General features: G+C 56.5%; 26 protein-coding genes. 9 read left to right on the top strand and 17 right to left on the bottom strand.

All coding sequences use genetic code 11. From position 1 onward, the window contains the following. Window positions 1–614 precede the first annotated feature (614 nt). Entirely contained in the window at window positions 615–1,034 is a 420-nt protein-coding gene (locus JXR15_RS07645; RefSeq protein ID WP_422052638.1) for a DoxX family protein, read from the bottom strand. Further along, entirely contained in the window at window positions 983–2,008 is a 1,026-nt protein-coding gene (locus tag JXR15_RS07650) for a helix-turn-helix domain-containing protein (RefSeq protein WP_422052639.1), read from the bottom strand. The genes JXR15_RS07645 and JXR15_RS07650 overlap by 52 nt, the downstream gene beginning before the upstream one ends. A gap of 157 nt (window positions 2,009–2,165) precedes the next feature. Here JXR15_RS07650 and JXR15_RS07655 point away from each other — a divergent pair, with 157 nt between their 5' ends. From JXR15_RS07655 to JXR15_RS07675, 5 genes are all read left to right on the top strand, one after another. Next, window positions 2,166–2,420 (top strand): hypothetical protein, encoded by a 255-nt coding sequence (locus JXR15_RS07655; protein WP_422052640.1) that lies wholly within the window; start codon window positions 2,166–2,168, stop codon window positions 2,418–2,420. A 68-nt stretch (window positions 2,421–2,488) separates the two neighbouring features. Next, on the top strand, window positions 2,489–3,880 hold the full coding sequence (locus JXR15_RS07660) for an amidohydrolase family protein (RefSeq protein WP_422052641.1): 1,392 nt from the start codon (window positions 2,489–2,491) through the stop codon (window positions 3,878–3,880). A 73-nt stretch (window positions 3,881–3,953) separates the two neighbouring features. Then, a complete protein-coding gene (locus tag JXR15_RS07665) occupies window positions 3,954–4,355 on the top strand; it encodes a hypothetical protein (protein ID WP_422052642.1) in 402 nt (133 codons plus the stop codon). A gap of 95 nt (window positions 4,356–4,450) precedes the next feature. Further along, entirely contained in the window at window positions 4,451–4,678 is a 228-nt protein-coding gene (locus JXR15_RS07670; RefSeq protein ID WP_422052643.1) for a hypothetical protein, read from the top strand. Window positions 4,679–4,876: 198 nt separating this feature from the next. Continuing rightward, entirely contained in the window at window positions 4,877–5,641 is a 765-nt protein-coding gene (locus JXR15_RS07675; protein WP_422052644.1) for a carbohydrate porin, read from the top strand. 687 nt (window positions 5,642–6,328) lie between these two features. Here JXR15_RS07675 and JXR15_RS07680 read toward each other — a convergent pair. The 14 genes from JXR15_RS07680 to JXR15_RS07745 all read right to left on the bottom strand — a co-directional run bounded on the left by JXR15_RS07680 (window position 6,329) and on the right by JXR15_RS07745 (window position 20,330). Further along, a complete protein-coding gene (locus JXR15_RS07680) occupies window positions 6,329–7,024 on the bottom strand; it encodes an RraA family protein (RefSeq protein ID WP_422052645.1) in 696 nt (231 codons plus the stop codon). Next, window positions 7,021–7,716, bottom strand: coding sequence for an alpha/beta fold hydrolase (locus tag JXR15_RS07685; protein WP_422052646.1), 696 nt, complete (start codon window positions 7,714–7,716; stop codon window positions 7,021–7,023). The genes JXR15_RS07680 and JXR15_RS07685 overlap by 4 nt, the downstream gene beginning before the upstream one ends. Next, window positions 7,713–8,837 (bottom strand): cobalamin-independent methionine synthase II family protein, encoded by a 1,125-nt coding sequence (locus tag JXR15_RS07690; protein WP_422052648.1) that lies wholly within the window; start codon window positions 8,835–8,837, stop codon window positions 7,713–7,715. The genes JXR15_RS07685 and JXR15_RS07690 overlap by 4 nt, the downstream gene beginning before the upstream one ends. Before the next feature lie 130 nt (window positions 8,838–8,967). Further along, window positions 8,968–9,924, bottom strand: coding sequence for a cupin (locus JXR15_RS07695; protein WP_422052649.1), 957 nt, complete (start codon window positions 9,922–9,924; stop codon window positions 8,968–8,970). 153 nt (window positions 9,925–10,077) lie between these two features. Beyond that, entirely contained in the window at window positions 10,078–11,067 is a 990-nt protein-coding gene (locus JXR15_RS07700) for a nuclear transport factor 2 family protein (protein ID WP_422052650.1), read from the bottom strand. A gap of 6 nt (window positions 11,068–11,073) precedes the next feature. Beyond that, on the bottom strand, window positions 11,074–12,111 hold the full coding sequence (locus JXR15_RS07705) for a LacI family DNA-binding transcriptional regulator (protein WP_422052651.1): 1,038 nt from the start codon (window positions 12,109–12,111) through the stop codon (window positions 11,074–11,076). Next, window positions 12,111–12,875 (bottom strand): SDR family NAD(P)-dependent oxidoreductase, encoded by a 765-nt coding sequence (locus tag JXR15_RS07710; protein WP_422052652.1) that lies wholly within the window; start codon window positions 12,873–12,875, stop codon window positions 12,111–12,113. The genes JXR15_RS07705 and JXR15_RS07710 overlap by 1 nt, the downstream gene beginning before the upstream one ends. Continuing rightward, window positions 12,872–13,930 carry an ester cyclase gene (locus JXR15_RS07715; RefSeq protein WP_422052653.1) on the bottom strand — a complete coding sequence of 353 codons (1,059 nt, stop codon included), beginning with the start codon at window positions 13,928–13,930 and terminating at the stop codon, window positions 12,872–12,874. The genes JXR15_RS07710 and JXR15_RS07715 overlap by 4 nt, the downstream gene beginning before the upstream one ends. Before the next feature lies 1 nt (window position 13,931). Continuing rightward, window positions 13,932–15,260, bottom strand: coding sequence for a histidinol dehydrogenase (gene hisD, locus JXR15_RS07720; RefSeq protein WP_422052654.1), 1,329 nt, complete (start codon window positions 15,258–15,260; stop codon window positions 13,932–13,934). A 23-nt stretch (window positions 15,261–15,283) separates the two neighbouring features. Further along, entirely contained in the window at window positions 15,284–15,814 is a 531-nt protein-coding gene (locus JXR15_RS07725) for an ester cyclase (protein WP_422052655.1), read from the bottom strand. A 127-nt stretch (window positions 15,815–15,941) separates the two neighbouring features. Continuing rightward, entirely contained in the window at window positions 15,942–16,823 is an 882-nt protein-coding gene (locus JXR15_RS07730) for a carbohydrate ABC transporter permease (protein WP_422052656.1), read from the bottom strand. Between the two features lie 10 nt (window positions 16,824–16,833). Continuing rightward, window positions 16,834–17,865, bottom strand: a complete 1,032-nt coding sequence (locus JXR15_RS07735; RefSeq protein ID WP_422052657.1) for a carbohydrate ABC transporter permease — start codon at window positions 17,863–17,865, stop codon at window positions 16,834–16,836. A 68-nt stretch (window positions 17,866–17,933) separates the two neighbouring features. Next, a complete protein-coding gene (locus JXR15_RS07740; RefSeq protein ID WP_422052658.1) occupies window positions 17,934–19,178 on the bottom strand; it encodes an ABC transporter substrate-binding protein in 1,245 nt (414 codons plus the stop codon). Between the two features lie 99 nt (window positions 19,179–19,277). Then, entirely contained in the window at window positions 19,278–20,330 is a 1,053-nt protein-coding gene (locus JXR15_RS07745; protein ID WP_422052659.1) for an ABC transporter ATP-binding protein, read from the bottom strand. A gap of 113 nt (window positions 20,331–20,443) precedes the next feature. Between JXR15_RS07745 and JXR15_RS07750 the strand changes: the two genes are divergently transcribed. From JXR15_RS07750 to JXR15_RS07765, 4 genes are all read left to right on the top strand, one after another. Next, window positions 20,444–21,448, top strand: coding sequence for an ester cyclase (locus tag JXR15_RS07750; protein WP_422052660.1), 1,005 nt, complete (start codon window positions 20,444–20,446; stop codon window positions 21,446–21,448). After that, window positions 21,445–22,320, top strand: coding sequence for an amidohydrolase family protein (locus tag JXR15_RS07755; RefSeq protein ID WP_422052661.1), 876 nt, complete (start codon window positions 21,445–21,447; stop codon window positions 22,318–22,320). Before JXR15_RS07750 ends, JXR15_RS07755 begins: the two co-directional genes overlap by 4 nt. Window positions 22,321–22,401: 81 nt before the next feature. Next, complete coding sequence (locus tag JXR15_RS07760) at window positions 22,402–22,923, top strand: glutathione peroxidase (protein ID WP_422052662.1); 522 nt, start codon at window positions 22,402–22,404, stop codon at window positions 22,921–22,923. Window positions 22,924–22,939: 16 nt separating this feature from the next. After that, a complete protein-coding gene (locus tag JXR15_RS07765; RefSeq protein ID WP_422052663.1) occupies window positions 22,940–24,490 on the top strand; it encodes a cryptochrome/photolyase family protein in 1,551 nt (516 codons plus the stop codon). Here JXR15_RS07765 and JXR15_RS07770 read toward each other — a convergent pair. Further along, the gene (locus JXR15_RS07770; protein ID WP_422052664.1) at window positions 24,487–24,624 is read right to left on the bottom strand and encodes a DUF2256 domain-containing protein; all 138 of its coding nucleotides are present in this window, start codon (window positions 24,622–24,624) and stop codon (window positions 24,487–24,489) included. The genes JXR15_RS07765 and JXR15_RS07770 overlap by 4 nt on opposite strands. Between the last annotated feature and the right edge of the window lie 3 nt (window positions 24,625–24,627).

A 24,627-nucleotide genomic window follows, 5' to 3' on the forward strand; every position in this document is an offset into this window, starting at 1 on the left:
GGATGGCAATCCTACCAGCGGTTGGCGGCGTCTGAGACCTGAAAAAGCACAGTCGCGTGCCAAAATGTTCGGGAATGTGATGGCGGAGAAGCTGTCCGACTAAATAATTACTCAAACAACTACATATAATTGATTTTTGCGAGCTAAAATCAATTCATACCACACAAAACACACATACGGATCTACTTCCATCACTCAGACACCCGTTCACATTCTCGCATGATGAACACACGAGCCGCCCTACTCAATCTTTCGCGGGTTCCCAACTATAGACATTGGAGCTATACGGCGGCGCATCAATGACGCCGTTCGCTGCATATGCAAGTTCTGCCTTTTAGGCGGCATCTGGTATGCGAGTAGCTGTAGACGTTTGCATGAACCCGGCGAATGGCTGTTTCCCGCCTTTTGTGTCGAGCAACGCGAACGGCCCAAAGCCGACATTCGATCAAACCGCAGCCAATGACCGCTCCGAGCCTAAATCCAACCGATGCTGCATCGGGTACGAAAGGCGGCGTTGCGCGGAAAACGGGTCTTGCAAAGTGAAAAACAGAGGATCGCTGAGGTTGTTCCGTCGCCATTATTGCGAATGTCCGGTCCCACTACGGTAATCGATTTTATAGAAGATCCAAAAGCTTTGAGTACCCGGTGCTCAAAACAAAAGCGGACATCGTTCCTGTCATCATCGCCGGAACGCCCTGTTTCCAGGTGTCAAATACTAGGTGACAGAAAATCGCGCCAATCGAAGTGCCAAGCAGAGCCAACGCTCCAAGCGGTCCAATCCAGGAAGACTGGAACCAGATAGCGGTAGCCCCGAACAACTCGGCGCATCCGACCAGGAACATGATTTGCCGGTTTAGGCCGTAGCTTTCAATCATGTCCAGCTGGATCTCAAAGACCTTTCTCTGCCAGCCAAAAATCTTGATGGATGACGCGAATAGAAAAAATGCCGACAGCAGGCCTAAGATTATGTTTAGGACCATTGTCAGTCCTCCTTGTTTGATTTCTTGAAGGCTGCCGGTGACATACCGGTCCATTTACGAAACGCCCGAGAGAACGCGGTGGGATCGCGATATCCGAGCCTTTGTGCTGTTTCACCAACGGATTTCCAACCTTTGATGAGTAGGCTTTCGGCTGCTTCCTGTTTGAGACGCACGATCACCTGCGAGGCCGTCTGACCGTAAGGTTCCAATCGGTTGTTCAGCGTCTCCCGATGGAACCCGCACAGGTTGGCCAGTTCATCCACACCAAACCCCGGCTCCGCCAGATGAACCCGTATCAAACCTTCCAGCCCGGCCAGAAAATCCTGCGGAGCCGCGAGATCCCTGTCCAGAATTCTGAGGTTTGGTGGGTTTTCCAAAGCCTCCGGAAACAACCGGTAGCTCAACCAGTTCGACGGAAACCTGATCGAAAACCCTTGTGGTCCGCATTTGACGGCTTGCACGCCATGAAACTGCTTGGGCAATGCGTCCGGGTCGCTGACACGAAGAATAATCTGAGTGGGGTCCCACCTGAAATCCAGCACTCTATGCAGCAGAGAAATCCATATGCTGGTCAGAAACGCATCGGTTTGACCGGGAGAAGTCGAGACCTGAAAATTCCTTTTGGCGCTGAAATAAGCGTTTTCACCTTCCACAAAAAGGGACTGAGTCACAGCGTTGGACTCCTTCGAAACCACCTGTGTGAACCTCGTGAAGAAGTCCCCAAGGGTAAGCGCTTCCGCAAGCGCGTCGCCCAGAGGCAGGAACTGGACAAGATCGACAGATTGCCCGACCTGGGCACAGAAATCCGGAGATGTGGCCTCGGCGACAGCGAGATAGACTTGGTAGATTGTATCGTGCGGCAGGAAGTTCAGAGGGTCCATTATCTGGGCTTCGTTCAGGCTAAGCGGGCCGAGCACAAATGCCGGTTCAATGCCGACATTACGAAGAGCGCCGACAACCGGAGCAGCAACTGAAGCTCTGACAAGGGGTAAGGACTGATCCCGTATTTTGCTACTTTCGTCCGTCATTCCGCCTCCTACTTCGCGAGGTTGGAGCCGAGGTGAAGAGGATTCCTACAAGAAATCTTCAAATCTTGCAGATTGCCAAAACTAATCCCGGGCACTGGTCAAGGTGTCAGGCAATTTCTCCCGTACTCCCTACAATCGCAATAGAAAAGGAACATCTGTGATTCGTCTTTTTGGGAGGGACGACCGGATTCAAAAGCGAACCAGTACAATGACGTCCGTGGTCCTGGCGGCTGGTTTAGGTTTGCTACTCTCAACCAGCGCTGCTGTACAAGAAGTGGGCTTTCCAACCGTATTCACCAATGTTCATGGCTTCGCCGGACTGAACGAAGGGCGAATTGAGAATGCCAGCGTTCTGACTTTGCAGAGAAACCAGGTCGAATATGGTGCGACCTTCAATAATACACTCGACTGAGTGTCGCGCGGGGTGATTTTACCTCGACACCCCGCGCACAAACCAATTTGTCAAAGGGAGAGGAAAATATGAATGTATCAAAACGATTGCTAGCAGCCGCAAGTGTGGTTGCCTTCTCGGCATCCGCATCCTTTGCGCAGGATGGCCCTGTTCAAACCCTGTTCACCAATGTGCATGTTTTCGACGGGAACAGCGAAAACCGCATCGAGAACGCCTACGTTCTGATCGAAGGAAATTTGATCAAGACCGTCACTACAGAGACCATTGACGCTCCGGACGCCACCGTAATCGACGGTGGCGGGCGCACATTGATGCCCGGCCTGATCGACGGTCACACCCATTTCTTTTTTGCCGTGAACGGCGGGGTCGGCGCTGCTGAGCAGATGCATTGGCAGTATCTCGGTGCAATGGGTGCTTATGCTGCCAAAGAACACCTCCACAACGGTTTCACGACCGTGCGCGAGGCCGGTGGCGGCGCGGTCGGACCTGGCCTGAAACAGGCGATTGACGAAGGCTACATGGAGGGGCCGAGAATATACCCGTCAGCAGCTTGGATTGGGCAGACATCCGGTCACCAAGATTTTGTTACCTACGGCCAGTTCGATCAAACCGAAAGCAATCTTTATCGGTTAGGTTTTTCAATCAATGCTGATGGTGCGGATGAGGTCACCGCAGCGGTGCGCAAGAACCTGTCACTTGGTGCGTCTCAGATCAAGATTATGATCTCGGGAGGGGTATCATCCGTGAAGGATCCACTTCATTCCTCACAGATGTCCGAGGCAGAGGTCCGCGCGGCAGTCGATGCGGCGGCGGCGTGGGACACCTATGTTATGTCTCATGTATACAACGATTCCGACATCAAGCGGGCACTGGAGTTTGGGGTCAAATCTATTGAACACGGGCAGTTCATGACTGACGAGACCGCAAAACTCGCCATCGAAAAGGGAGCGTTCATCGTCTCCAACCTCGCCGGATCGACAGATGGGATCCTCCAGCATCCCGCATATTCTGTGGAAGGCTCGCCCGTCCTCGCGAAGACCAAGCAATTTCTTTCGGGGGTTTCCAATTACAAGAAGGTGGTAAACGACAACCCCGATCTCAAGATGGTTTTCCAGACCGATCTGGTGTTCACCCTTGGGCACGACTTGCGCCGCGGGATCGACTTTGAGAAGTGGGTATTGACCGACTATCTTGGAAACCTGCGGGCGCTACGGGCCATGACCTCGACCGCGGGTGAGTTGATGGCCCTCAGTGGCAAGCAGAACCCTTACCCCGGAAAGCTCGGTGTGATCGAGGAAGGTGCTTATGCCGATATTCTGATCGTTGACGGAAACCCGCTCGAAGACATTACCGTGATCGGAGCGAGTTCCGATTGGCTTGGCGCTCCTGACCGCGAGGAAATCCCAACAATGCGCATCATCATGAAAGATGGTGTGATCTACAAGAACACGCTGGAATGATCAGCGCTTGGGGCGGGTCAATCTCCGCCCCAAGTTCTCCTTAACTCTTCTATCAAAACTTGTGGGGCAGTCTATGAAACATCTCGTACTTGGCTCATTGATAACACTCTGTGGTTCATTCGCTTTCGCTGAGGACGCGAAAAACATGCGCACATTCCTATTCATAGGCACGCCAAACAGTGCGGCGTGGGAAATGCAGATAGCGAACCCGGGCGACCGCGCTGCTACGGTCAAGGGCGGAATCGAGGCGCTTGGCGGTAAACTTCTCAGCTACTATTGGGGATTTGGGAACGGTAAGAATTACATAACCGTATCCCTTCCTGACGACCCCACCTTTATCCAAGCATTTTATCTCACGCGTCTGGGAGACGGGGTGTTGGATGATTACCAAATGATTGAGTTGATGAGCAGTGCGGATATGGGCACGGCGCTAGAGCGTGTTTCCGATGTCAAAGCGGCAGATGACATGAAATGATGGGCAGCCTGTTCCGCCAGAAATCGCACCTCCCACCACGGCATGCCCTTTACGCCGCACTCATGTGCGGGCTTACTCTAATTGGTGGTTCTGCTGTGGCTCAGGAAAGTGACGCTCAGGCGAGTTTAGAGGCCGCTGCGCAGGTGTCATTAGGTGGTCCGGGATCGGCCAGCGCACAGCAGGAACAGGACAGGCTGCGACGGCTGGAAGAGTCCCGTTGGCCGGGTCTGGACCGCGCCCTTGATCCTATAGAACAGTCTTTGGGTCGCTTCCGGGAAAACACAGGCTTGGCGTTGAGCTTTGATTATCAGGCTCTGTATTAGCGCAGTTCCCATGATCTGACTGGTCAGGGCGAGTCTGCATCGGGCCAACTCAGGATGATTGGTACATGGGAGTTGGCAAACCGGGGCGGCGCTAACCCAGGTAGCCTTGTCTTTATTCTGGAGAACCGGCACCGGTTGGGCCAGCCCATTGCGCCGTCGGCATTGGCCGGTCAAATCGGTTATCAGGGCGCCACAGGCGTGACCTTTGGAGACACAGACACAAATCTGTCTGTCGCATATTGGCAGCAGGGGTTTGGAAATGGGCGAGGTGGCTATGTTGTTGGCCGTATCGATCCCGGCGACTATTCGGACATTCTTGGTTACGTGAACCCCAGAACGACATTTTCGAACTTCTCAATCATGTTCAGCCCGGTTTTGCCAATCCCCGATCCGGGGTTCGGCGCGGTCGCAGGCGGGTATCTGACCGATCAGGTCTATGCCCTGGGTGTGGTTAGTGATGCAAACGGATCATTGACCGATGTGGAATGGTTTCCCAGCGGCAGCGAGTTCTATAAATATGCAGAAGTCGGTTGGACGCCTGAACGTTCAAAGCGGTTTTTGACAAATGTTCATCTGGGAATGTTCCACATTGATGAGCGCCAAGATGCAGGTGTGCCAGAAACATACGGCGTGACTCTGGCTGCAAACCACACCTTTGAAAATGAGTTGATGATTTTTGGGCGTCTCGGTTGGTCCAACGGTGGTGGGGCGCTGGCGAAAAAGGCCGTAAACGCAGGCTTGTTGTGGCGACCGGGAACCTATGACGACCTTTTGGGTTTGGCTGTGACAGTTGCAGATCTGACGACACCGGGGTTGCTCCATCAAACAACCGTCGAAGCATTCTATCGATGGGATTTGGCTGATAATTTGGCTTTGACCGCCGACGTTCAATATCTGAGCAATCCCGGCGCAAACGCGAACGACCCGTTGGTTTTTGGGTTCAGGCTGAGGATCAATCTTTAACAGGTGAATTGCGAATTAGCCCGTTCGGGCCACGGTACGCCACTGAACAGCTGGTGTGACAGGTGAGTGGATCACCTCCATTTCGTCCGGTTTTGCGGTCTGATTTTTGCATTTAAACCATTGTTACAAGGACCAAAGCGGTCGCTGCTCCAGAGGGCGGTAAATGCTCATAGTACGATCCCTACACCTGTGGAAATTCTCGACTTCAGGCTGCTTACGGTCGTTGGTCTGATTGAGATGAACGGCAGCTTTGGCCGCAATCCTGATCTTGGCGTTCGGCGCAGCGAAGGTCCGCTTCCCGCCCAAAATGATTAGGTCAGCTACCGGCCCTTTGCTGCCGTAGGAACAACACCCGCCTAACGACGGCTTCCAGCCCAAAGCGAACATGACCTTTCTATAGGGAAGGCCGGTTTCCAGACATTCGCAGCAGCCAGTGTGAAAGTCTTCTATGCGCAGATCCAATGGATCCACACCAACCCGCCAGCTCCTTACACTTTCCACCCAGCTGACTAGCTGACGAGTTTGGAATTAGTCGCCAGCTTTCCCGCGGCGGGTTCGCGTGGCCAAGTGCAAAAAGTAGAGAGGTCACAATCGTTCAACGCTCTCCCTGTTTGCACCACAGCCATCTTGAGGCTGATCTTGGATCAGCACAATGACTCCAGTCGAACCAGAACTTACGTCTCTAGCTTATGTTCGCGAAGCTTCAAATGCGGCCCAAGCTGTCTCAAAAGCTGCAAAATCGAACCCCGTTTGTCGTGCCGGTTCCAAGATCAGCTGCTCAGTGTCCAGCAGTTTGTGGATTGCGTCTGCGAGTTGATCAACCACTTCCGGAGGGATCACCAAGGCACCATGCTGATCGGCGTGCACCAAGTCTCCGTTACGGATGCGCAGGCCAAAGATTTGAACTTCCGTGTCAATTTCACGGACATGTACAAACCCGTGGCTTGGCCCGATTGAGCCCGCCACAACCGGAAACCCCTTCGGCAGATCCCCAAGATCGCGCATCACCCCATTGGTTAGGGCCCCATTTGTGCCGAGCCCTTTGTGAACGGTGGTGTTGATCTCCCCCCAAAAGGCGCCAACGCAATGGGGATAATCCAGATCCTGCACCGCTGTTATCGCGGGACGCGGGCCTTCGGACATATATTTGTAATAGGCCATCCGCCGCGCCTTAATCACATCAGGCGCTTCCGATGGTGGTTCAAGCGCCGCGATTTTTGCGGTTCGGGCATAGCCGACAATCGCTCCGCCCTCAGGATCCGAACACAACATCGTGCCACGGGTGAATTGGTCAAAGCCACGTTGGCCCTGGGCCACTTCAATGGCGTTACAGACGGTTGGGGTGTCCACGGATTGTAGCAATTTTAATAGTGTGTCGTTCATAAGCTCTCCAGCCAGCGGGTCACTGCCGCGTTGGTAACTCCAGGTTGTTCCAAAGTGGGCAAATGTCCTGCGTTTTCAACAATCTGCATTGTGCTTCCGGGGATCAGGTTTTGCATCAAACGGTGGCGCTCCACCGGGCACAAGCTGTCCTCACGACCGCACAGGATCAGAGTTTGACCTGCGTATCCGCGTAGCGTTTCCGTTTGGTCTCGCCGATCCCGTAACGCTTTGGACTGTCGAACAAAAACTTCAGGCCCAAGGTCGGTGGCCATAGCCATACAAAGATCCAAGATCTTGCCTTGATTGGGCCCATCCGCCAGGTAATTGGGCTTCATCTCCTCGCGCATCACACGCCGCATATCTCCTGCCAAAGTGGCGGCTATTTGAAGCGCTCGGCGATCTTTTATCGCCTCCGATTCCGCAAGTGGGTTGGTGTCCATCAAGGCTAGCCCCACAATGCGGTCTCGCGCTTGTCGCAACATCTCCATGGCGACAATTCCGCCCATCGACAACCCCGCCAGAGCGAATTTTGGAGGCGCGGTCTGCAACACTTCTGTGGCGAGTTTCTCAATGGTTTTCTTCCCGCCCAGCGGAGCCGCCATGATCGGATAGCGACCAGACAAAGCATTGATTTGCGGGCCAAAAAGGCGCGCATCACACATCATACCGGGGAGCAAAACCAATGGTGTCATGACAGCGCTGCGGCTCCTTCGCTGAGAGCTGCGAGTTTGGCATAGGCAATATCGGGATCGACCGCGCCAAATCCTGCGAAAGTCCCAAAGCCGCAGTCGCTTCCGGCGATTACACGGTCCGCGCCAACAATGTCACTAAAGCGTTGGATTCGCTGAGAAACCAGATCAGGATGCTCGACAAAATTGGTCGTGGTGTCGACCACTCCGGGCACCAGTATCTTGTCATCAGGGATCTCGGATTTTCGATCTCTAAACACTGTCCATTCATGGGCATGGCGTGGATTTGACGTTTCAAACAGCACGTAGCGCGACTTTGTTGCCATCAATGTGCTAAACACCTTGTCCATCGGAATGTCGCAACAATGCGGCCCCTCGTAATTTCCCCAGCAAATATGAACCCTTACACGGTCTTGCGGCACGTTTTGCAGGGCGTGATTGAGCGCCTCCACATGCAAGTTCGCGATCTTGAGGAACTCCGCATCACTTAGATCGTTAAACAACATATGGCGGGACAGGGCCAAATCGGGGCAATCCAATTGCAGATCTAAGCCATTGGAAACAATGGTTTCATACTCGTCCTTCATGGCATCCGCGAGCGCCGCCAAATAGGCTTCACGACTGGCATAATGATCGTTCTGCAAAAACAGCGAGATCACCCCTGGCGAGGCGGCATTCATAAACCCACGCTCAACGTCGTGATCCGCCATGGTGGCCTTCAGATTATTGATATCTTTCATCAATTCCCCCTGCCCTTTGCTGTGCACCTCTCCGGTGCACTTGGGGCGGGCGTATTGCGGTGTGCCGCCATCATCGGCCAAACGCTTCAGGAAAGACGGGAACATCTTGAGGTCTGCTGGTGCGTTGCGCTCGCTGTCTCCCGAGAACCCCGTGTAGCGGTCTTTGACATAGGTGGCGTAGGAAATTTTACTGGTTTCCCCGTCACTTACAATATCAACACCGGCCGCGACCTGCTTGCGTACCGTCTCGTCCACGGCCGCAGTCATCGCTGCATCAAACGCCGCAGGATCGTAGGGGTTTTCGTGCTCACGCGCGAAGATAAAATCCACCACCTTCTGGGTGCGTGGCAGGCTGCCCACATGGGTTGTTAAGATTTTGCTCATCGCGCCGTTTTCCCTGTCTGTTTCCCGTCGGTATTGCGTCGGTACTGCGGAGGTGCGCTCCGCCAACCATCACCGTTAACGTTTGAGCGCCTGGCGCGGCAGGAAGTGCCGCCGCGCGAGGCCTAAGGTTTTAGCCGGTCCAGGTGTCCCCTGCGGCATCGTCTGTCGCGGTGATGCGGTAAAGCCCCGCTTCCCCCGTCATCGAAGGGGCCACGCTGTAGCTTTCGCCGGACAATGCCACGGCCGTGTCGCCTGCGGACAAGGTGACCTCCACGTCGTTGATAGTGATGCGCCAATGGCCAGTGGCGGGCATCAGCACCACGGGCTGCGCAGTTGCCACGGGCTCTGTCACGGCGGAACCGCGTGTGAGGAAATCGACTTCAAACCCGGGCTTGTCTTTGATGATCGCGTCCTCACCAATCACTTTGGCTGGCGTTTTTGCCGCCAAGGCTATCAAATCCCAATAGCGGGCCACATAAGGCATCACCTCTTCAACCGGCACTTCGGGGAACGCTTTTAACTCCTCTTCGGTCAACAACGGCATCGGGCGCACGTTGTGTGGCAGCTCTTCGCCCTTCTTGCTGTCATAAAGCACGCCGTTGTCGCCCAGCATCAAACCATGCGCCTGCGCATCTTCGATCACATGCGGCGCCCAAGTGACGCCGCCACCTGCGTCATCGCCGCCTAGGATCGCCATGATCATCCCGTAGTCCTGACCAACGTTTTCAAAGCCTCGGAAGATGCCGGTAGGAATGTTGAAGATATCGCCTTCCTCGGCGATGAATTCACCGGCGTCACCGTGCAAACCCCAGAAAAAGCGCCAGCGGCCTTTAGCCACGAAGAACACTTCAGCGGTGGTGTGGCTGTGCAGCGAGTTGCAGCATTTGGGCGGCTGTCCCGCCGCGCCAATGTTAAAACCGATTTTGTCGGTGATGTGCACATGCTGATCTGGAGACTCGGACACACCGCCGCCGACAATGGTGAAGTTTTCTTTCTGGTCGCTGCCCGGTGAGTGGGCGTCGATGAAGGCAGTTTTGCAGGGTTTCAAGCCGCCGTAGCGTACGATGCGGGATTGGATAGAACTCATCTTTTGTCACCTTTTTGGGGGGGATTGGGGTCAAAGTCGACCCCGCCCCAGGAGGACGGTTGTTGAGACGGCGTGCGCGCAAAGCGGCACGATGCGCATGAAAGCGCCGCGCCGCCTGTGTGTTGCACAGCCGAGGATATGTCAGGTTGGAATTCACGCCTGACCTGTTTGAAGCAGGATCTGTTTCCAGACCGATGTTTCATCAAACAATGTGTATTCGCGGCGCACTTTAGGCTGATCGGTGATCAGTGCACCGAAGTCGGCATGGCTGATGCCCAGCACATAGACTTCTGCGCCGGTTGGCACCCCAAAGGTACCCCAGCCTTCGTGTTTGCCCCAGAGGCTCCACCGGATCGCGGCACGTGGTGGCATCATTGGGTCATCACGACCAATCTGGTGCTCGATTTTGAACTCAGCATTTGGGAAGCTGGCGCGCAATCCCATCCAGAAGCGGTCCACGGCATCCCAGCCATGACCGGTCACACCACCCACGTATTCGGATTGTACCGCGCGGTCGTACTCGGCCTCAATCGCCGCAATGTCGGCACCCATGATGCGGTTGAGGAGCTCGGCGTAACGTGCGCCCCATGCATTGTCATTGCCAGTCCCTTTGTAAGGGCCAGGCTGGTCTGTGTGCGGCGTCAAAGGCTTCACGGATTTGGCCGGGCCACCTTCGGCCTCGATCAGGTTCGCGGCGTATTCCTTGGGGTCCCACCCCATTTGACGCACGATGGCACCTTGATCGCGGATCAGCCATTCATCATTGATCTGATTGTTGATCGCGTGACAGTCCGCCAGGATGCGATAACGCAATTGCTTACCGGTGGCTTTGCCATAAACGCCGTCCGCCATGTGGGTGGCGGTGGAGATAATCCGGTGAGAGCTGAGCATGCCTTCCTCCGGCGTACCAGACCAGATCACGTCTTCACCAAGCAACTGCCGATCCGGAAATTCGGCCAAGGTGGCCATGGTTGCGCCGATGACATTTTGATTGCCCAGCACCACAGACGCCGGAGAACGCACAACGATGTCATCGCTATAGTAATGGTGCAGCGTGGCAATGCCCCGATCTTCCCAAATCTCTTTGGTGATGCCGATAATATAATCGGGGAAATCCTGAAATTTCGCATCGAAGCCTTGCATGGGGGTCTATCCTTCTTTTGGAGGCCAGGTGTCTGGGACGCGCGCAGAACCGCGCACAATCAGCGGGGTCGGAATGGCAACCTGCCTTGGGGTGGCAGATGCCGGCTTTTCAATGTGCTCCAGCAGCGCATCGACGGTTTCTTCCACCATCAGATTGGCGCGCTGGCGCATGGTGGTGAGGTCATAGGCGCGCCATGCCGAGGGCGGCACGTCGTCAAAGCCCACAACGGAAACGTCTTCAGGGATCTTGAGCCCAAGGCCAAAACGGAGCTCGTCCATGACAGCAAAAGCCATGTGATCGTTCGCCACAAAGACCGCATCCGGACGCTTGTCTTCTGGCACATCGAACATGGCGCTGGCCGCGGCGCGGGCGCGGTCCACGTCAAAATCGCCAATCTCGCGGGCAAATAGGTCCTGCCCCGCTTCTTCAAGTCCCGCGCGGAAACCAGCTTCGCGATCCCGTTGGGTGGAGGCCCCTTCCCAACCGGCGATGTGGCCGATTTTGCTGTGCCCGCCCGCGACGAGGAACCGCGCCAACTGGCGTCCGCCTTCGAAGTTGTCAGAAGTGACACAGCTGACGCCTTTGGCATCTTCAAAACGGTTGAAATGCACCACAGGCACGCCGGCTTGCAGACATCTGGCAGAGAGATCCGAAGACATGGCCACGGAGGCTGTGACAATGCCATCCACCTGATAGTCCATGATTTCTTCGACCACGCCGTCGATGTTTCCGGCGGTTTGAGACGCCATGAAAACCAGCACGTGGTAGCCCTTTTCCTGTAAGGCATTGGACAGGATTTCCAGCGCTTCCGGATAAAAATAGTTGTCCAGATAGGCCACAACGAGGCCGATGATGCGGCTTTTGCCGGACACCATGGCGCGGGCGAGTACATTGGGCCGGTACCCAAGTTCTTCAGCGGCTTTGCGCACTTTCTCTACGGTGGCTTTGGAGGCGGAAGCGCCGGGTGTGAACACGCGGCTCACAGCGGATTGGCTGACACCGGCACGCTCAGCAACTTGGAGGGAAGTAACTTTGTCAGCCATCAGTCTGCCGTCCACCCGCCGTCAATCAACATGGAAGTGCCGGTGACCAAAGCGCTGGCATCAGAAGCGAGGTAAAGCACTGCCCCCATGATGTCCTCGACCTCGCCAATGCGGCCAAGTTTGATTTTCTCCTCAACCCAGGCTTTGCGTTCGGGCAGCTCAAAGGTCTGCGCCGTAAGAGGCGTTTTGATGAAGGTCGGGCAGACCGTGTTGATGCGGATTTGCGACGCCCCCCACTCAATCGCCATGGCTTTGACCATGCCTTCCAATCCATGTTTGGAGGCGCAGTAGACCGCGCGGTCCACACCACCAACATGGCCCATTTGGCTGGAGATGTGGATGATGGAACCAGGTTTGCCCTCCGCGATCAATGCCTTAGCCGCGTAGGCGGAAAGGAAATAGGCAGACCGCAGGTTGAGCCCCATGGCCGCGTCATAATCCTCTGGCGTGGTCTCAACAGCCGGACCGTGCCGCGCCAGACCGGCAGAGTTCACCACAACGTCGATGTCGCGCGTTGTAAATACCTGCGCCAGCGCCGCGAGGTCGGCTTGGTCCAACACCAGCGCCTCGGCACTCATGCCCGCAGCCGTCATGGCGGCGACGGTGTCCTCAAGTTTTTCTGCCCCGCGCGCTGCGCAAATCACAAGGGCGCCGGCCTCGGCCAGCGCCACGGCACAGCCCTGCCCGATGCCGGAGGACGCACCGGTGACAAGGGCGGTTTTGCCGCTCAGTGAAAAGGAAGGGGTGCGGGGCAGGTTAGTCATTTACTCATTCCATCCGGGATATTCAGGCGCGCCATACTGCGCACCTTGTTGAATTCCCGCAACCGGGCAAAGACGTCTACGCCCAATTGGCGATAGGCATCCAAAAGATCGACCAGCACCCAGTTTTCGCGGATTTTTCCGTTCTCCAAACGCCAGAAATCCAGGCTGCGCATGGTGATCTTTTTGCCGGTAGGCGCGATGCCCATCCACCCATCGTGGGTGACGGTCTGGATCATATTGGGCCAGCCCGTGACGGCGGCATATTCGCCATCGCCAAAGAAATGATAGGTGATCTCGTCCACATATTGGCCTCGATCCGGCATGCCATTGAGAAACGAAATCTGATGCCAGTTACGAAACCCTGCCACGCCACGTCCCGTGCCAATACCGGCTGGGCCATACCAACTCATACGCTCGTGCCAGTAGTGATCCATCTTCATTGAGCGTGGATCCGGATCACGCGGGTGCTTCTTCAGATGCTCCAGCATGTCGATGATGTGCTGGCAGGTCTCGTTGCCTTTAACTTCATCATAGGGGCCCGGCACCAAACCGTCTGCGGTTGCGGGGCCAGGCACATGCCATTCGCGCCCCAGCGACGGCGCCATCGGCCATGCGTCTGCCTGCATCATCACCTCGGGAATGTCCCACAGCGCCTGATACTCAACCACTTTGCCATCTACAAAACGGAAGAACTCGTGATAGCGCATCGACACCTGATGGCCGGTGGGCGGAATGTCCAACCACGGCCCGGTGAAAACGCCGGTGTAGTAACCACCGCAGCCGACCCAGTCGTTGCCAAATTCATCTGGTCCGGCCATGACGATATAGTCACGACGCTCCAAATCCGGCCAAGCGTCAAACAGCCCCTTATAGGCGCCGTCGTAGAAGCCATTCGGCCCCGTCATGTCCCCAAAAGGATGGCACAGCCGGAAGAGCGCATCTGGTGTGGCGAGATCAGTGAGCGCCTTGCGGACGCCCTCTTCGCTAAAGTTATAGGTCGCGTCTCGAAAGGCTTGGATCAGCTCTTTGTGTTGTGTGTGTTTGTCGACAGCCATCTTACTCAGCCGCCTCCCGATAGGGTGCACCTTCGCCATACGGCACGTTGATGCCGCCGTAACGGCGCACCCGAACGTTGCACTGCTCCGCATGGCCGACAAAGCCTTCGAGCATGCACAGGCGCGAGCCGTATTCGCCAATCATCGTGGCCGCCTCGTCAGTCAGAACTCTCTGATAGCTGTGGGTTTTCAGGAACTTACCCACCCAGAGACCACCGGTGTAACGCCCGGCCTTTTTGGTCGGCAGCGTGTGGTTGGTGCCAATCACCTTGTCGCCGTTGGACACATTCGTGCGCGGCCCCAGGAACAACGCGCCGTAACAGGTCATGTTTTCCAGGAACCAATCATCGCGATCGGTCATGACCTGCACGTGCTCGGACGCGATGTCGTCCGCGACTTCGAGCATTTCCTCGTAGGAGTCACAAACAATGACTTCGCCATATTCTTCCCAGCTCACCGAGGCAGTGTCCGCTGTGGGCAGGATTTTCAAAATGCGATCGATTTCCGACAGCGTGTCTTCGGCCAACTGGCGGGAATTGGTCACCATCACGCAGGGGCTGTTGTAGCCGTGTTCCGCCTGCCCTAAGAGGTCGGTGGCGCAGATTTCCGCATCCACCGTTTCGTCCGCAATCACCATGGTTTCGGTGGGACCGGCAAAGAGGTCGATGCCGACGCGGCCAAACAGTTGACGTTTGGCTTCGGCCACAAAGGCGTTGCCGGGGCCGACCAGCATGTGCACGGGATCGATGGTTTCGGTGCCCAGCGCCATGGCGCCAATCGCCTGAATGCCGCCCATCACATAAATCTCATGCGCGCCGCCAAGGTGCATCGCCGCGATTACGGCGGCGTTGGGCTTACCTTGGAATGGCGGGGTGCAGGCGATGATGCGCGGCACGCCAGCCACAGAGGCCGTGGCCACGGACATATGCGCCGAGGCGACCATCGGGAACTTGCCCCCGGGCACATAGCATCCCACAGATTGGACCGGGATGTTCTTGTGCCCGAGGACAACGCCGGGGAGCGTTTCCACTTCCAGATCCAGCATCGTGTCACGCTGAGCCTGGGCAAAATTGCGCACCTGCTCTTGGGCAAACTTAATGTCCGCCAACTCACGGTCGCTCAGTTGCGACATCAGATCGTCAATCTCTTGCTGGCTCAGCTTGAAGGAAGCCGGCGAGTAGTTGTCGAACTTCTCCGACAGCTCGCGCACTGCCGCGTCGCCACGGGTTTCGATGTCCTTCAGCGTGGCCTCAACAACGGCGCGCGTTTTTGCGTCATCCTCAGCACGCTCCGCTTGGTCTTTGCCGCGTTTCAGATACTCGATTGTCATTGTCTTATCCTCAATTGACAGGATCAGTTGTGGGGGCGCGGCGCTTCTTTTTCGCCGCGATCAAAAGCTTCCCAGCCTTCGCCGTTAAACAGGTCGACGCCCAATTGAGCGGCGACATGGGCGAAATCGACGTTCACCCAATTGTCGACGATCTTGCCGTCTACAACTTTCCAGAAGTCCATGTAGCGGATTTCGACCCGCTTGCCGGTGGGCGCGATGCCAAGGAACTCCCCTGAATGCGTGGCTTCCTGTCGCCCAAAGGCAGCGGCCCATTCGCCCATGTAGAGGCGTGCCTCATCGATACAGGTCTTGTCGGAAAACGCCGCCTGAAACGGGCGCTGCCAGTTGTCTTGAAACTCCTGCAGACCGGTTTTGGTGCCGCAGCCTTGGTTGCCCATCCAACGAAAGCCTTGGGCGAAGAACTCGCCGATGTCATCAATGCGGTGGTCGTTCAGACCATCCACCATGCCTTCGATCACAGCACGGGTTTTTTCGGTTTTGGACATGTCGGTGTCGCGTGTCAGCACGGCTTGTTCGGGACGGGAGCCTTTCATGGGGCGCCTCCTTTCAGAATGGTGTTGGGGATTTCGAGGGGACTAGATGGCCCCTGCTTTATGAAATCCCGTGGCATTCTGTTGAGCGCCGGATGACGCGCTATGGCGCTATGGCGGGCGGAGGAACTCATCCTTTTACCGCCCCAGCGGTCAGCCCGGAGACAATCTGGCGCTGGAAGAACAGGATCAGCACAAAGAGCGGCGCGACGGTGGAGACCACAGCGGCCACGGCATACATGACTTTGCCTTCGACCTGCGTGGTGCCCATGAAGCTGTTGATCGCCGGAATGATAGTCTCATTTTCCTCGCTCAGCAGCATCGCGCCGACGGTGAAGTCATTGTAGGCCAAGAGGAAACTGAACAGTCCCGTGGTGATCACGCCGGGCCACATGACAGGCACGATCACATAACGGAACGCTTGGAACCGGGTGCAGCCATCCACCATGGCGCTTTCGTCCATGTCTTTGGGAATGTTTTTGAAAAAACTGTGCAGCATCCAGAGTGTGAACGGCTGGTTGATGGCCACAAGCACGATGATTGTGGTGGGCAGAATGCCCCAGACGTTCCACTCAAAGAACGGCAGCATGTATCCGGAGATCAGCGTGATGTGCGGCATGGCGCGGAACACCAACGCCGCCATCAGGATCCAGAAGGCATAGCGGAAGCCTGACCGCGCAAGCGCGTAGCCGCCAAGCGTGCCAAAAGTCAGCGAGATCACCACGGTGAAGAAAACGACGATGGTGGTGTTTTTGAAGTTGAACCAGAATTGCTCGTCAATCCAGGCCCCACGATAGGCCTCTGCCGTAAATGCGCTGCCGGTCTGTGCAATGGTGTTGGCCCCATACAGTGCATTGCGCCAGTCGGCCTTCGAAAGGAAGTCAGCCTGTACTTTGAAGCTGCCCCAGAAGGTCCAGAAGAAGGGGAAGGCAGCGATGATGAGCCAGAGCGCTACGAAGATGTAGGAGAACAGCTTCAGCGGGGTCATGCGGTTTTGTGCTTTGGTCGCCATATCTCTGTCCTCAGTGGGATTTGCGGGTGAAGTCGCGCCAGGTGCGCACCAGGACTGGCATCATCAGGAAGATCACGATGATGATGGTCAGCAAGGAGGTGGCTCCGGCAGAGGCGTAGAGCGGGTTGCCGCTTTCGCGCAGGTCGTTGAAGATCACCCAGCTGAGCGAGCGGGCATGGGCCTCCGCAGAGAAGCTGACGATGGGTTCAAAGACGCGCAGGTTGTCCATGATCAGCATCAGCGTCACAAAGGACACCAAAGGCATCAGGTGCGGCACCACCACGTGGATCATGGTTTGCCACTTGGACGCTCCATCAATTTGCGCCGCTTCAAGCGTGTCGTAAGGCACGGTCTGCAATCCGGCATAAAAGGTGATGAAGCTAAAGGGCAGCGTGTGCCAGATGCCGTAGACGATCAGCATGATCCAAGTGAGCGCGGTGGAGGCCTTTAGACTGAGCGACGGATCGTTGAAGATCTTTTGAATGGTCGCGCCAATCACGCCATCTCCATCCACCATCCAAAACAAGATCAGAGACCCCACCAGAGGTGTTACAAGGAACGGCAGGAGAGAGACAAAGATCGACGGGCCTTTGAGCGCGCGCGGCAGGTTGTTCACCCCAACTGCGATGGCAAGGCCAAGGACCAGCACCGCCGGTGTGACCACAAAGGTGTAGGTCAGCGTGAAGATCAACGCGTTGTAGAATGGCAGGTTGTAAATCTGGCTCCAGAACGCCCACAGACTGTCAGAATTCGCCCAGGCTTCTCCAATTTCCGCAATCGCAAGATGGGAGCGGTTGAAATAGGTGCCTAATCCGTTGAACCGACCCAAAGGCGCCTCTTCGCGGAGCTTCTCAGTGGCTTCCAGGTCGACGGATGTGGTGGGGGTACAGCCAAACGGGCCGCAGCTTTCAGACACCACAAGCACTTGCTCATGCGCAACAAAAAGCGACTGAACGAACACCGAAACAATGGGCAGGGCGATGAACAGGATCATCGCGGAGAGCGTCGGTAAGATGAACCAGAAAAAGGTGCGATGCTTCATAGCCTACGTCCCGGTGGAGAAAATCAGAGTGAGGGTGGAGAGGCCCCGAGGGGCCCCTCAAGAGAGGATTACTGGAGGAAACCCGCTTCTTTGGCGGCGGTAATGTAGGCCGCCTCAACGTCCGCCAGCGCCTGTTCTGCGCTTTCGTCGCCTTTGAGGAAGTCCGCCAGCTCCGCGCCCAGCGCGTTATGCATCAGGCCAATCTGCGGGATCATAGGGTAAGGCTTCGCGCCCGCCTTTGCTGTGGCGGAGACACCTTCGGCCGCCGCGCCCGGCATAAAGCCATCCAGCAGCCAGACCGCGTCGTCGTTGTTGGCCATGACCATCTCTTTGTTCAGCGCACTTGCGAGCGCGGCAAAGGTTGCTTCGGCCTCTTCGTCAGACACATTGGACGCGATGGTGAAGCCATCCCACCACAGGGTCGCGCCCGGAACGCCGCCTTCTTCCACCGACGGTGCGGCGGATAGAACGGTGTTGGACGTCACTTCAGCGGAGGAGCCTTCATCATCCAGGATCGGCGCGCCGCGCGACCCCCACATGATGCCCAGCGCCGCCTGCCCGGCTTCCCACAGACCTTGGGTCTCGTTTGAGGCTTGGGTCAGGTGATCTGGATGCGCATACTCCACCAAACCTTTGAGTGTTTCCAATGCGGCCACACCGGCAGGGCTGTTCACGGATGGCTCTGCAGTGCCTGGTTTGAAGAACTCGCCGCCATGCGCCATGAACGCAAGGTTGAAGCTTTCGCCGACGTTCCAACCGGTTTTCATGTTCATGACCACCGGATATTCCATGATGCCCGCATCGCGGATGGATTTGGCCGCGTCGATCATTTCCGCATAGGTGGATGGCACTTCGGCAACGCCCGCCTTCTCCAGAAGGTCCTGACGCGAGAACAGGTGCTGAGAGTTTGCCATGAAGGCCACAGCCATGATGTTGCCATCGATGCTGATCAGCAGGTTTTTCGGAATGTTCTGACCGTATTTTTCCACAAGGTCGTTGAGCGGACGCACAAGGCCGTCGTTCATCAGTTGGGTCAACGTGGCATTGGCCACAATCACAGAGGTGTACTCTGCCGGATTTGGTGTCAGCGCCGCGTTCATGATCTGACGCGCTTCTGTGGTGTGGTTGCGGTTAAACTCGGCAGCAGCGCCGCCGCAGTTGGCTTCCGCAGCTCCGGCCACCGCGTGGATGGCGGGGAAGTCAGACGCAAGAATGCGGATCGACTGGCCTTCTGGCCCGCAATCGGCAGCAAAGGCTGCGGTTCCCATGAGACCGGCAAAGGCACCGGCGGCGGTTACTTTCTTTAGAAACATAACTTTTCTCCCTGTTGCGTTTCTGTGTTTGCAGGTGCGCCTTGCAATCGCGCACCCTCTCGCCCCCGGCGTTGATCGCCGGTTGTTGGTGTGAAGCCGTCAGGCCTCAATTCTCGCGCCGGTTTCGGCGTCAAACAGGTGGCAGATGTCGGCCGGCACGGACAAAGACACCGTGTCGCCAATCTGTGAGCGATAATCTTTGGGTGCGCGCACAGCGACCAACTCGCCGCCAATGCGGACTGTCACCATGGTGGCGTCCCCAAGCAGCTCGAGTGTGTAGATCGGTGCGGTGATTTCATGGTGGCCTGCGTCCCCAAGGCCCGCATCCTCAGCGCGGAAGCCCAAGGTCACAGGACCGTCCGGCGCGGACAGTCCTTCGACCCGCACGTTCTCGGCAACAAATGTGCCGCCTTCCATCCGGCCGCTCATCAGGTTCATTGCCGGGTTGCCAATGAAGCTCGCCACAAATGTGTTGGCCGGCGCGTCGTAAATCTCTGTCGGACTACCAACCTGCTGCACCACGCCTTTTTTCATCACCACAACCCGATCCGCCAATGTCATGGCCTCGATCTGATCGTGGGTCACGTAGATGGTGGTGACCGAAAGCTCGTGGCTCAGGTTTTTGATCTGGGCACGGGTGGAAACCCGCAGCTTGGCGTCAAGGTTAGAAAGCGGCTCGTCCATCAGGAACACATTGGGTTCGCGCACGATTGCACGGGCCAAAGCCACACGCTGCCGCTGTCCACCGGAGAGTTCCGCAGGTTTGCGGTGCAGGAATTCGTCCAATTCAACCATCGCAGAGGCGCGGCGCACCTTTTCGTCATGTGTCGCCGGATCAATCCCCCGCACCTTCAGCGGGAAGCGGATGTTCTCATAAACATTCATATTCGGGTAGAGCGCGTAAGACTGGAACACCATCGCCACATCGCGATCTTTGGGCTCAAGATCGTTGACCTTTTTACCATCAATCAGGATGTCGCCTTCGCTGGCGTCTTCCAAGCCGGCAATCATGCGCATGGTTGTGGTCTTGCCGCAGCCTGAGGGGCCAAGCAGTACCAGAAACTCCTGATCCGCAATCGTCAGATCAAAATTGTCGACCCCGACAAAACTGCCCCAGCGCTTGCCTACATTGCGCAGCTGAATTTCGGCCATGTGGTCCCCCGTCCGATGTCACATGCATTTTGCATACGTATGCATAAAGGGTAGACTTGAGATTAGGAATTCGGCAAGACTTTTTTGCAAACGTATGCAAAGCGACCCAAACCATGACTGACCTCACAGACGAAAAACGTATAATAACAGAGCTCTATAGAGATCTGGATACTGCCTCACCTGGGGCAGCGAAAGCGGCCCTCAAACATCACTATGCGCCGAATCATATCTGGCGCGGCTACCATCCGTTTGATGAAATCCATGGGCCCGAGGCTGTGGCGGACCGGTTTTGGACACCGCTCAAAACTTCCCTCACCCACCTGCAACGCCGCCAGGATGTGTTTATGGCGGGCAAAAACGAGATGGACGGCTTTGACTCCACATGGGTGGTGTCCATGGGCCATCTGATGGGCCTGTTTGACGCGCCCTGGCTTCGCATCGCGCCCACGGGCAAAATGGCCTTCCTACGCTATTGTGAGTTCAACAAGGTTGAGAACGGCCAAGTGACAGAAACCGCGATGTATTTCGATATTCCGCATCTGATGATGCAAGCGGGGCTACAACCGTTTCCACCACAGACAGCCGCACACCTAGTGCAACCAGGCCCGATAACGCATGACGGCCTGATGTTCACACCGCAGCCGCCCGAGACCGGTGAAAAAACCCTCGCAGCGATCAACGCGATGATCACCGACCTCGGCCAATGGAACAGCGGGTTGAGCCTAGAGGACGAACTGCGCCGCACCTGGCATGAGGATATGATCTGGTGGGGTCCGGCCGGCATTGGCGCAACCTACACCATCCCGCGCTACGCCAAGCAGCACTCCGGCCCCTTCCGCGCCGGCTTCACCGATCGCTCCAAAACCACCCACATCTGCCGCATGGCCGAAGGGCACTTCGGCGGCTTCTTTGGCTGGCCCAACTTTACCGCTACCCCAACTGGCGGCTTCATGGGCATGCCCGCGACCGGCAAGCCTGGTGAGTTCCGCGTGATCGACATCTATCGCCGCGACGGAGACAAGTTGGCCGAAAACTGGATCTTCATTGACCTACTGCACTTCTGGAAACAGCAGGGCGTCGATATTCTGGCCCGCATGGCGGAGGTGCCCCGCACATGAGGATCGACGCACATCACCACCTCTGGGATCTCTCCGCGGTACATTACCCCTGGCTAATGGCGCAAGGGGTTGCACGGTTCTTTGGTGACCCAGCCCCGATTCAGCGCAACTACCTGCTGGAAGAATTCAGCGGTGAAGCGAAGCAGCATGGCATTTCAGGGTCTGTTCACATTCAAGTGGGTGCGGAAGATCCGCTGCAAGAGGCGCTCTGGGTGCAGGAGGTGGCAGAGGCAAACCCGCATTGGCCTTTGGTTCAAGTCGCGTTTTGCGACCTCACTGCAGCCACGCTAGCAAGGGACCTCGACCGGCTGCAAAACCTCTCCACTTTGCGCGGCGTGCGCCAGATTGTTGGCCGCGCTCCGGGCGAAGATGCTGTGACCGGCACCAACGCTTTGCTTGAAAACCCGCGTTTTTTAGCTGGCTTGAAGGAGGTTGCAGGGCGTGGCGGGCGCTTTGACTTGCAACTGATCCCGGAGCTGATGGAAGACACCGCCCGTGTGTTGGCGCAAGTGCCTAACCTACAGGTTGCTCTCTGTCATGCCGGGTCCCCGCACGATCGCAGTGCCCGCGGCTTGGAAGATTGGGCGAAAGAGTTGGAGCTTCTTTCCGCCCTGCCCAACGTATCCTGCAAGCTCTCAGGCCTTGGCATGTTTGACCATCAGTGGACGCAGCAAAGCATCGCGCCGATTGTACAAGCCTGCCTGAACCAATTTGGCCAGGACCGCGTGATGTTTGGCTCAAACTTCCCGGTCGACAGCCTCTATTCCAACTATACCACGTTGTTCGCAGCCATGGAGACGCTGGTCCCCAACGATTGGCACGCCGCCGTGTTTGGGGACAACGCCGCAAGGTTTTATGGCTTAAAAGCGTGATCCGTTAGGCACGTCTCGCGTAGCATCAAAAGGACATCCAAGACGCCCACTGTACCGTATTCGGAGAAACGGAGGGTCGAAATGAAGTTCCTAACTGCTTTGATTTGTACGCTGTCCACGGCAGGGGCCGCTTTCGCGTTGGATTTGTCAGCCAAGTTTGTCTCGATAGACGGCGGCACACTTGCGGTTTCTGAGTGGGCAGGCCAGCCGGTTTTGGTGGTGAACACGGCTTCGCAATGCGCCTTCACCAAACAATACCGCGGACTGCAGAACCTTTATAACACCTTCCGTGATCAAGGGTTGGTGGTGCTCGCGGTGCCCTCGGATGACTTCAAACAGGAGCTGGGCACAAACGCAGAGGTCAAAGAGTTTTGCGAGCTGCAATATGGCATCGACATGCCGATGACGGGGATCACCTCGGTCAAAGGTAAAACCGCGCACCCCCTATTTGTGTCGCTGCGTGAGGAAGCCGGCTATGCGCCGCGCTGGAATTTCAGCAAGGTCCTGATTGGCCCTGACGGCGCAGTGGTTGCGAAATTTTCTTCCCAGACCAAACCGATGTCTGAAGCGGTGACCTCGAAAATCGAAGCCCTTTTGAACTGAGCGCTGGTTTTTACTTATGACGATCCAAACACCCGCGCACGCGTCAGGGCGGCTTATCCTTGTGTTGGGCGATCAACTGTCCCTGACCCTTTCCGCACTACGCGACGCCAGAAAAGACCGCGATGTGATCCTGATGGCGGAGGTGGCGGCGGAAGCCAGCTATGTGCCCCACCACAAAAAGAAAATCGCATTTTTGTTTTCCGCCATGCGGCACCATGTAGATCTTCTTCGACGTGAGGGGTGGACTGTCCGTTTTGTGCAACTGGACGATAGAGACAACAAGGGCACCCTCCCCGACCAGCTGAGCCAGGAACTGGCCACATTCGGCCTCTCGCAAGTGGTGATGACAGAGCCCGGAGAGTATTGCCTAAAACACGCCTTGCTGGACTGGGTCGCGCAAAATGGCGTCGCTTTGGACATGCGGGAGGACACGCGGTTTGTCTGCTCCCACGCGGAGTTTCAAACTTGGGCGCAGGGGCGCAAGCAGCTGCGCATGGAGTATTTCTACCGCGAGATGCGCCGCAAAACTGGCCTGCTGATGAACGGGGACGCGCCGGAAGGCGGCAAATGGAATTATGACGCGGAGAACCGCAAGCCGGCCAAAGGCGATTTGTTTATGCCGCAGCCACGGCAAGTCGCATGTGACGCGATCACCGAAGACGTTTTGGAACTTGTCGCAACGCGGTTTGCCAATAACTTTGGATCACTTGAGCCGTTCTGGCTGGCGGTCACGCGAGAGGACGCCCTCCTGGCGCTGGAGCATTTTGTGCAATCCGCCCTGCCCCACTTTGGCGACTACCAGGACGCCATGTTGACCAACGAACCGTTCCTCTATCACTCAGTTTTGGCCCAATACCTGAACGCTGGATTGCTTGATCCGTTGGAAATCTGCCGACGTGTAGAGCGCGCCTATTACGATGGTGATGCGCCCCTCAACGCGGTCGAAGGCTACATACGCCAGATCATCGGCTGGCGTGAATATGTGCGCGGCATCTACTGGCTGAAGATGCCGGGCTACACACACTCCAATTTTTTCGACGCAAAACGCCCACTGCCTGCCTTCTACTGGACCGCGCAGACGGACATGGCTTGCATAGCCGCTGCAATCTCCCAAACCCGCGACCATGCCTATGCGCATCACATCCAACGGCTTATGGTCACCGGCAACTTTGCCATGCTGGCGGGCATTGATCCACATGAGGTGCATGAGTGGTATTTGGCGGTCTATGCCGATGCATATGAATGGGTCGAAGCGCCCAATGTGATTGGCATGAGCCAATTTGCCGATGGCGGCTTGCTGGCCTCCAAGCCCTACGCGGCGAGCGGCAACTATATCAACAAAATGTCTGATCACTGTCAGACCTGCCGCTATGACGTGAAGCAAAAAACCGGCCCCGACGCTTGCCCGTTCAACCCGCTGTATTGGGACTTCCTGATCCGCAACGAAGACAAACTTCGCGGCAATCCGCGGCTTGGCCATGCCTATCGCACGTGGGACCGCATGAGCGAGGAAAAGCAGCACGCCTACCGCAGCAGCGCAGCAGCGGTGCTTGACGGGTTGTCTTAGCCCCCACGCCGACAGCGTTCGGAGCAATAGCGTACCTCATCCCACACCTTGGCCCATTTCTTACGCCAGCTGAATGGCCGCTGACATCGCACACAGATCTTGCTCGGCAGATCAGATTTTTTGCGCATCTTCATTGG

This window comes from Shimia sp., assembly GCF_049116215.1.
Lineage (GTDB): Bacteria > Pseudomonadota > Alphaproteobacteria > Rhodobacterales > Rhodobacteraceae > Shimia.

What these genes read in the sequence shown, in the direction of transcription:
- JXR15_RS07645 (WP_422052638.1), bottom strand. Translation starts at nt 1,034, where the DNA reads ATGGACCGGTATGTCACCGGCAGCCTTCAAGAAATCAAACAAGGAGGA.
- JXR15_RS07650 (WP_422052639.1), bottom strand. Translation starts at nt 2,008, where the DNA reads ATGACGGACGAAAGTAGCAAAATACGGGATCAGTCCTTACCCCTTGTC.
- JXR15_RS07660 (WP_422052641.1), top strand. Translation starts at nt 2,489, where the DNA reads ATGAATGTATCAAAACGATTGCTAGCAGCCGCAAGTGTGGTTGCCTTC.
- JXR15_RS07665 (WP_422052642.1), top strand. Translation starts at nt 3,954, where the DNA reads ATGAAACATCTCGTACTTGGCTCATTGATAACACTCTGTGGTTCATTC.
- JXR15_RS07680 (WP_422052645.1), bottom strand. Translation starts at nt 7,024, where the DNA reads ATGAACGACACACTATTAAAATTGCTACAATCCGTGGACACCCCAACC.
- JXR15_RS07685 (WP_422052646.1), bottom strand. Translation starts at nt 7,716, where the DNA reads ATGACACCATTGGTTTTGCTCCCCGGTATGATGTGTGATGCGCGCCTT.
- JXR15_RS07690 (WP_422052648.1), bottom strand. Translation starts at nt 8,837, where the DNA reads ATGAGCAAAATCTTAACAACCCATGTGGGCAGCCTGCCACGCACCCAG.
- JXR15_RS07695 (WP_422052649.1), bottom strand. Translation starts at nt 9,924, where the DNA reads ATGAGTTCTATCCAATCCCGCATCGTACGCTACGGCGGCTTGAAACCC.
- JXR15_RS07700 (WP_422052650.1), bottom strand. Translation starts at nt 11,067, where the DNA reads ATGCAAGGCTTCGATGCGAAATTTCAGGATTTCCCCGATTATATTATC.
- JXR15_RS07705 (WP_422052651.1), bottom strand. Translation starts at nt 12,111, where the DNA reads ATGGCTGACAAAGTTACTTCCCTCCAAGTTGCTGAGCGTGCCGGTGTC.
- JXR15_RS07710 (WP_422052652.1), bottom strand. Translation starts at nt 12,875, where the DNA reads ATGACTAACCTGCCCCGCACCCCTTCCTTTTCACTGAGCGGCAAAACC.
- JXR15_RS07715 (WP_422052653.1), bottom strand. Translation starts at nt 13,930, where the DNA reads ATGGCTGTCGACAAACACACACAACACAAAGAGCTGATCCAAGCCTTT.
- hisD (WP_422052654.1), bottom strand. Translation starts at nt 15,260, where the DNA reads ATGACAATCGAGTATCTGAAACGCGGCAAAGACCAAGCGGAGCGTGCT.
- JXR15_RS07725 (WP_422052655.1), bottom strand. Translation starts at nt 15,814, where the DNA reads ATGAAAGGCTCCCGTCCCGAACAAGCCGTGCTGACACGCGACACCGAC.
- JXR15_RS07730 (WP_422052656.1), bottom strand. Translation starts at nt 16,823, where the DNA reads ATGGCGACCAAAGCACAAAACCGCATGACCCCGCTGAAGCTGTTCTCC.
- JXR15_RS07735 (WP_422052657.1), bottom strand. Translation starts at nt 17,865, where the DNA reads ATGAAGCATCGCACCTTTTTCTGGTTCATCTTACCGACGCTCTCCGCG.
- JXR15_RS07740 (WP_422052658.1), bottom strand. Translation starts at nt 19,178, where the DNA reads ATGTTTCTAAAGAAAGTAACCGCCGCCGGTGCCTTTGCCGGTCTCATG.
- JXR15_RS07745 (WP_422052659.1), bottom strand. Translation starts at nt 20,330, where the DNA reads ATGGCCGAAATTCAGCTGCGCAATGTAGGCAAGCGCTGGGGCAGTTTT.
- JXR15_RS07750 (WP_422052660.1), top strand. Translation starts at nt 20,444, where the DNA reads ATGACTGACCTCACAGACGAAAAACGTATAATAACAGAGCTCTATAGA.
- JXR15_RS07755 (WP_422052661.1), top strand. Translation starts at nt 21,445, where the DNA reads ATGAGGATCGACGCACATCACCACCTCTGGGATCTCTCCGCGGTACAT.
- JXR15_RS07760 (WP_422052662.1), top strand. Translation starts at nt 22,402, where the DNA reads ATGAAGTTCCTAACTGCTTTGATTTGTACGCTGTCCACGGCAGGGGCC.
- JXR15_RS07765 (WP_422052663.1), top strand. Translation starts at nt 22,940, where the DNA reads ATGACGATCCAAACACCCGCGCACGCGTCAGGGCGGCTTATCCTTGTG.
- JXR15_RS07770 (WP_422052664.1), bottom strand. Translation starts at nt 24,624, where the DNA reads ATGAAGATGCGCAAAAAATCTGATCTGCCGAGCAAGATCTGTGTGCGA.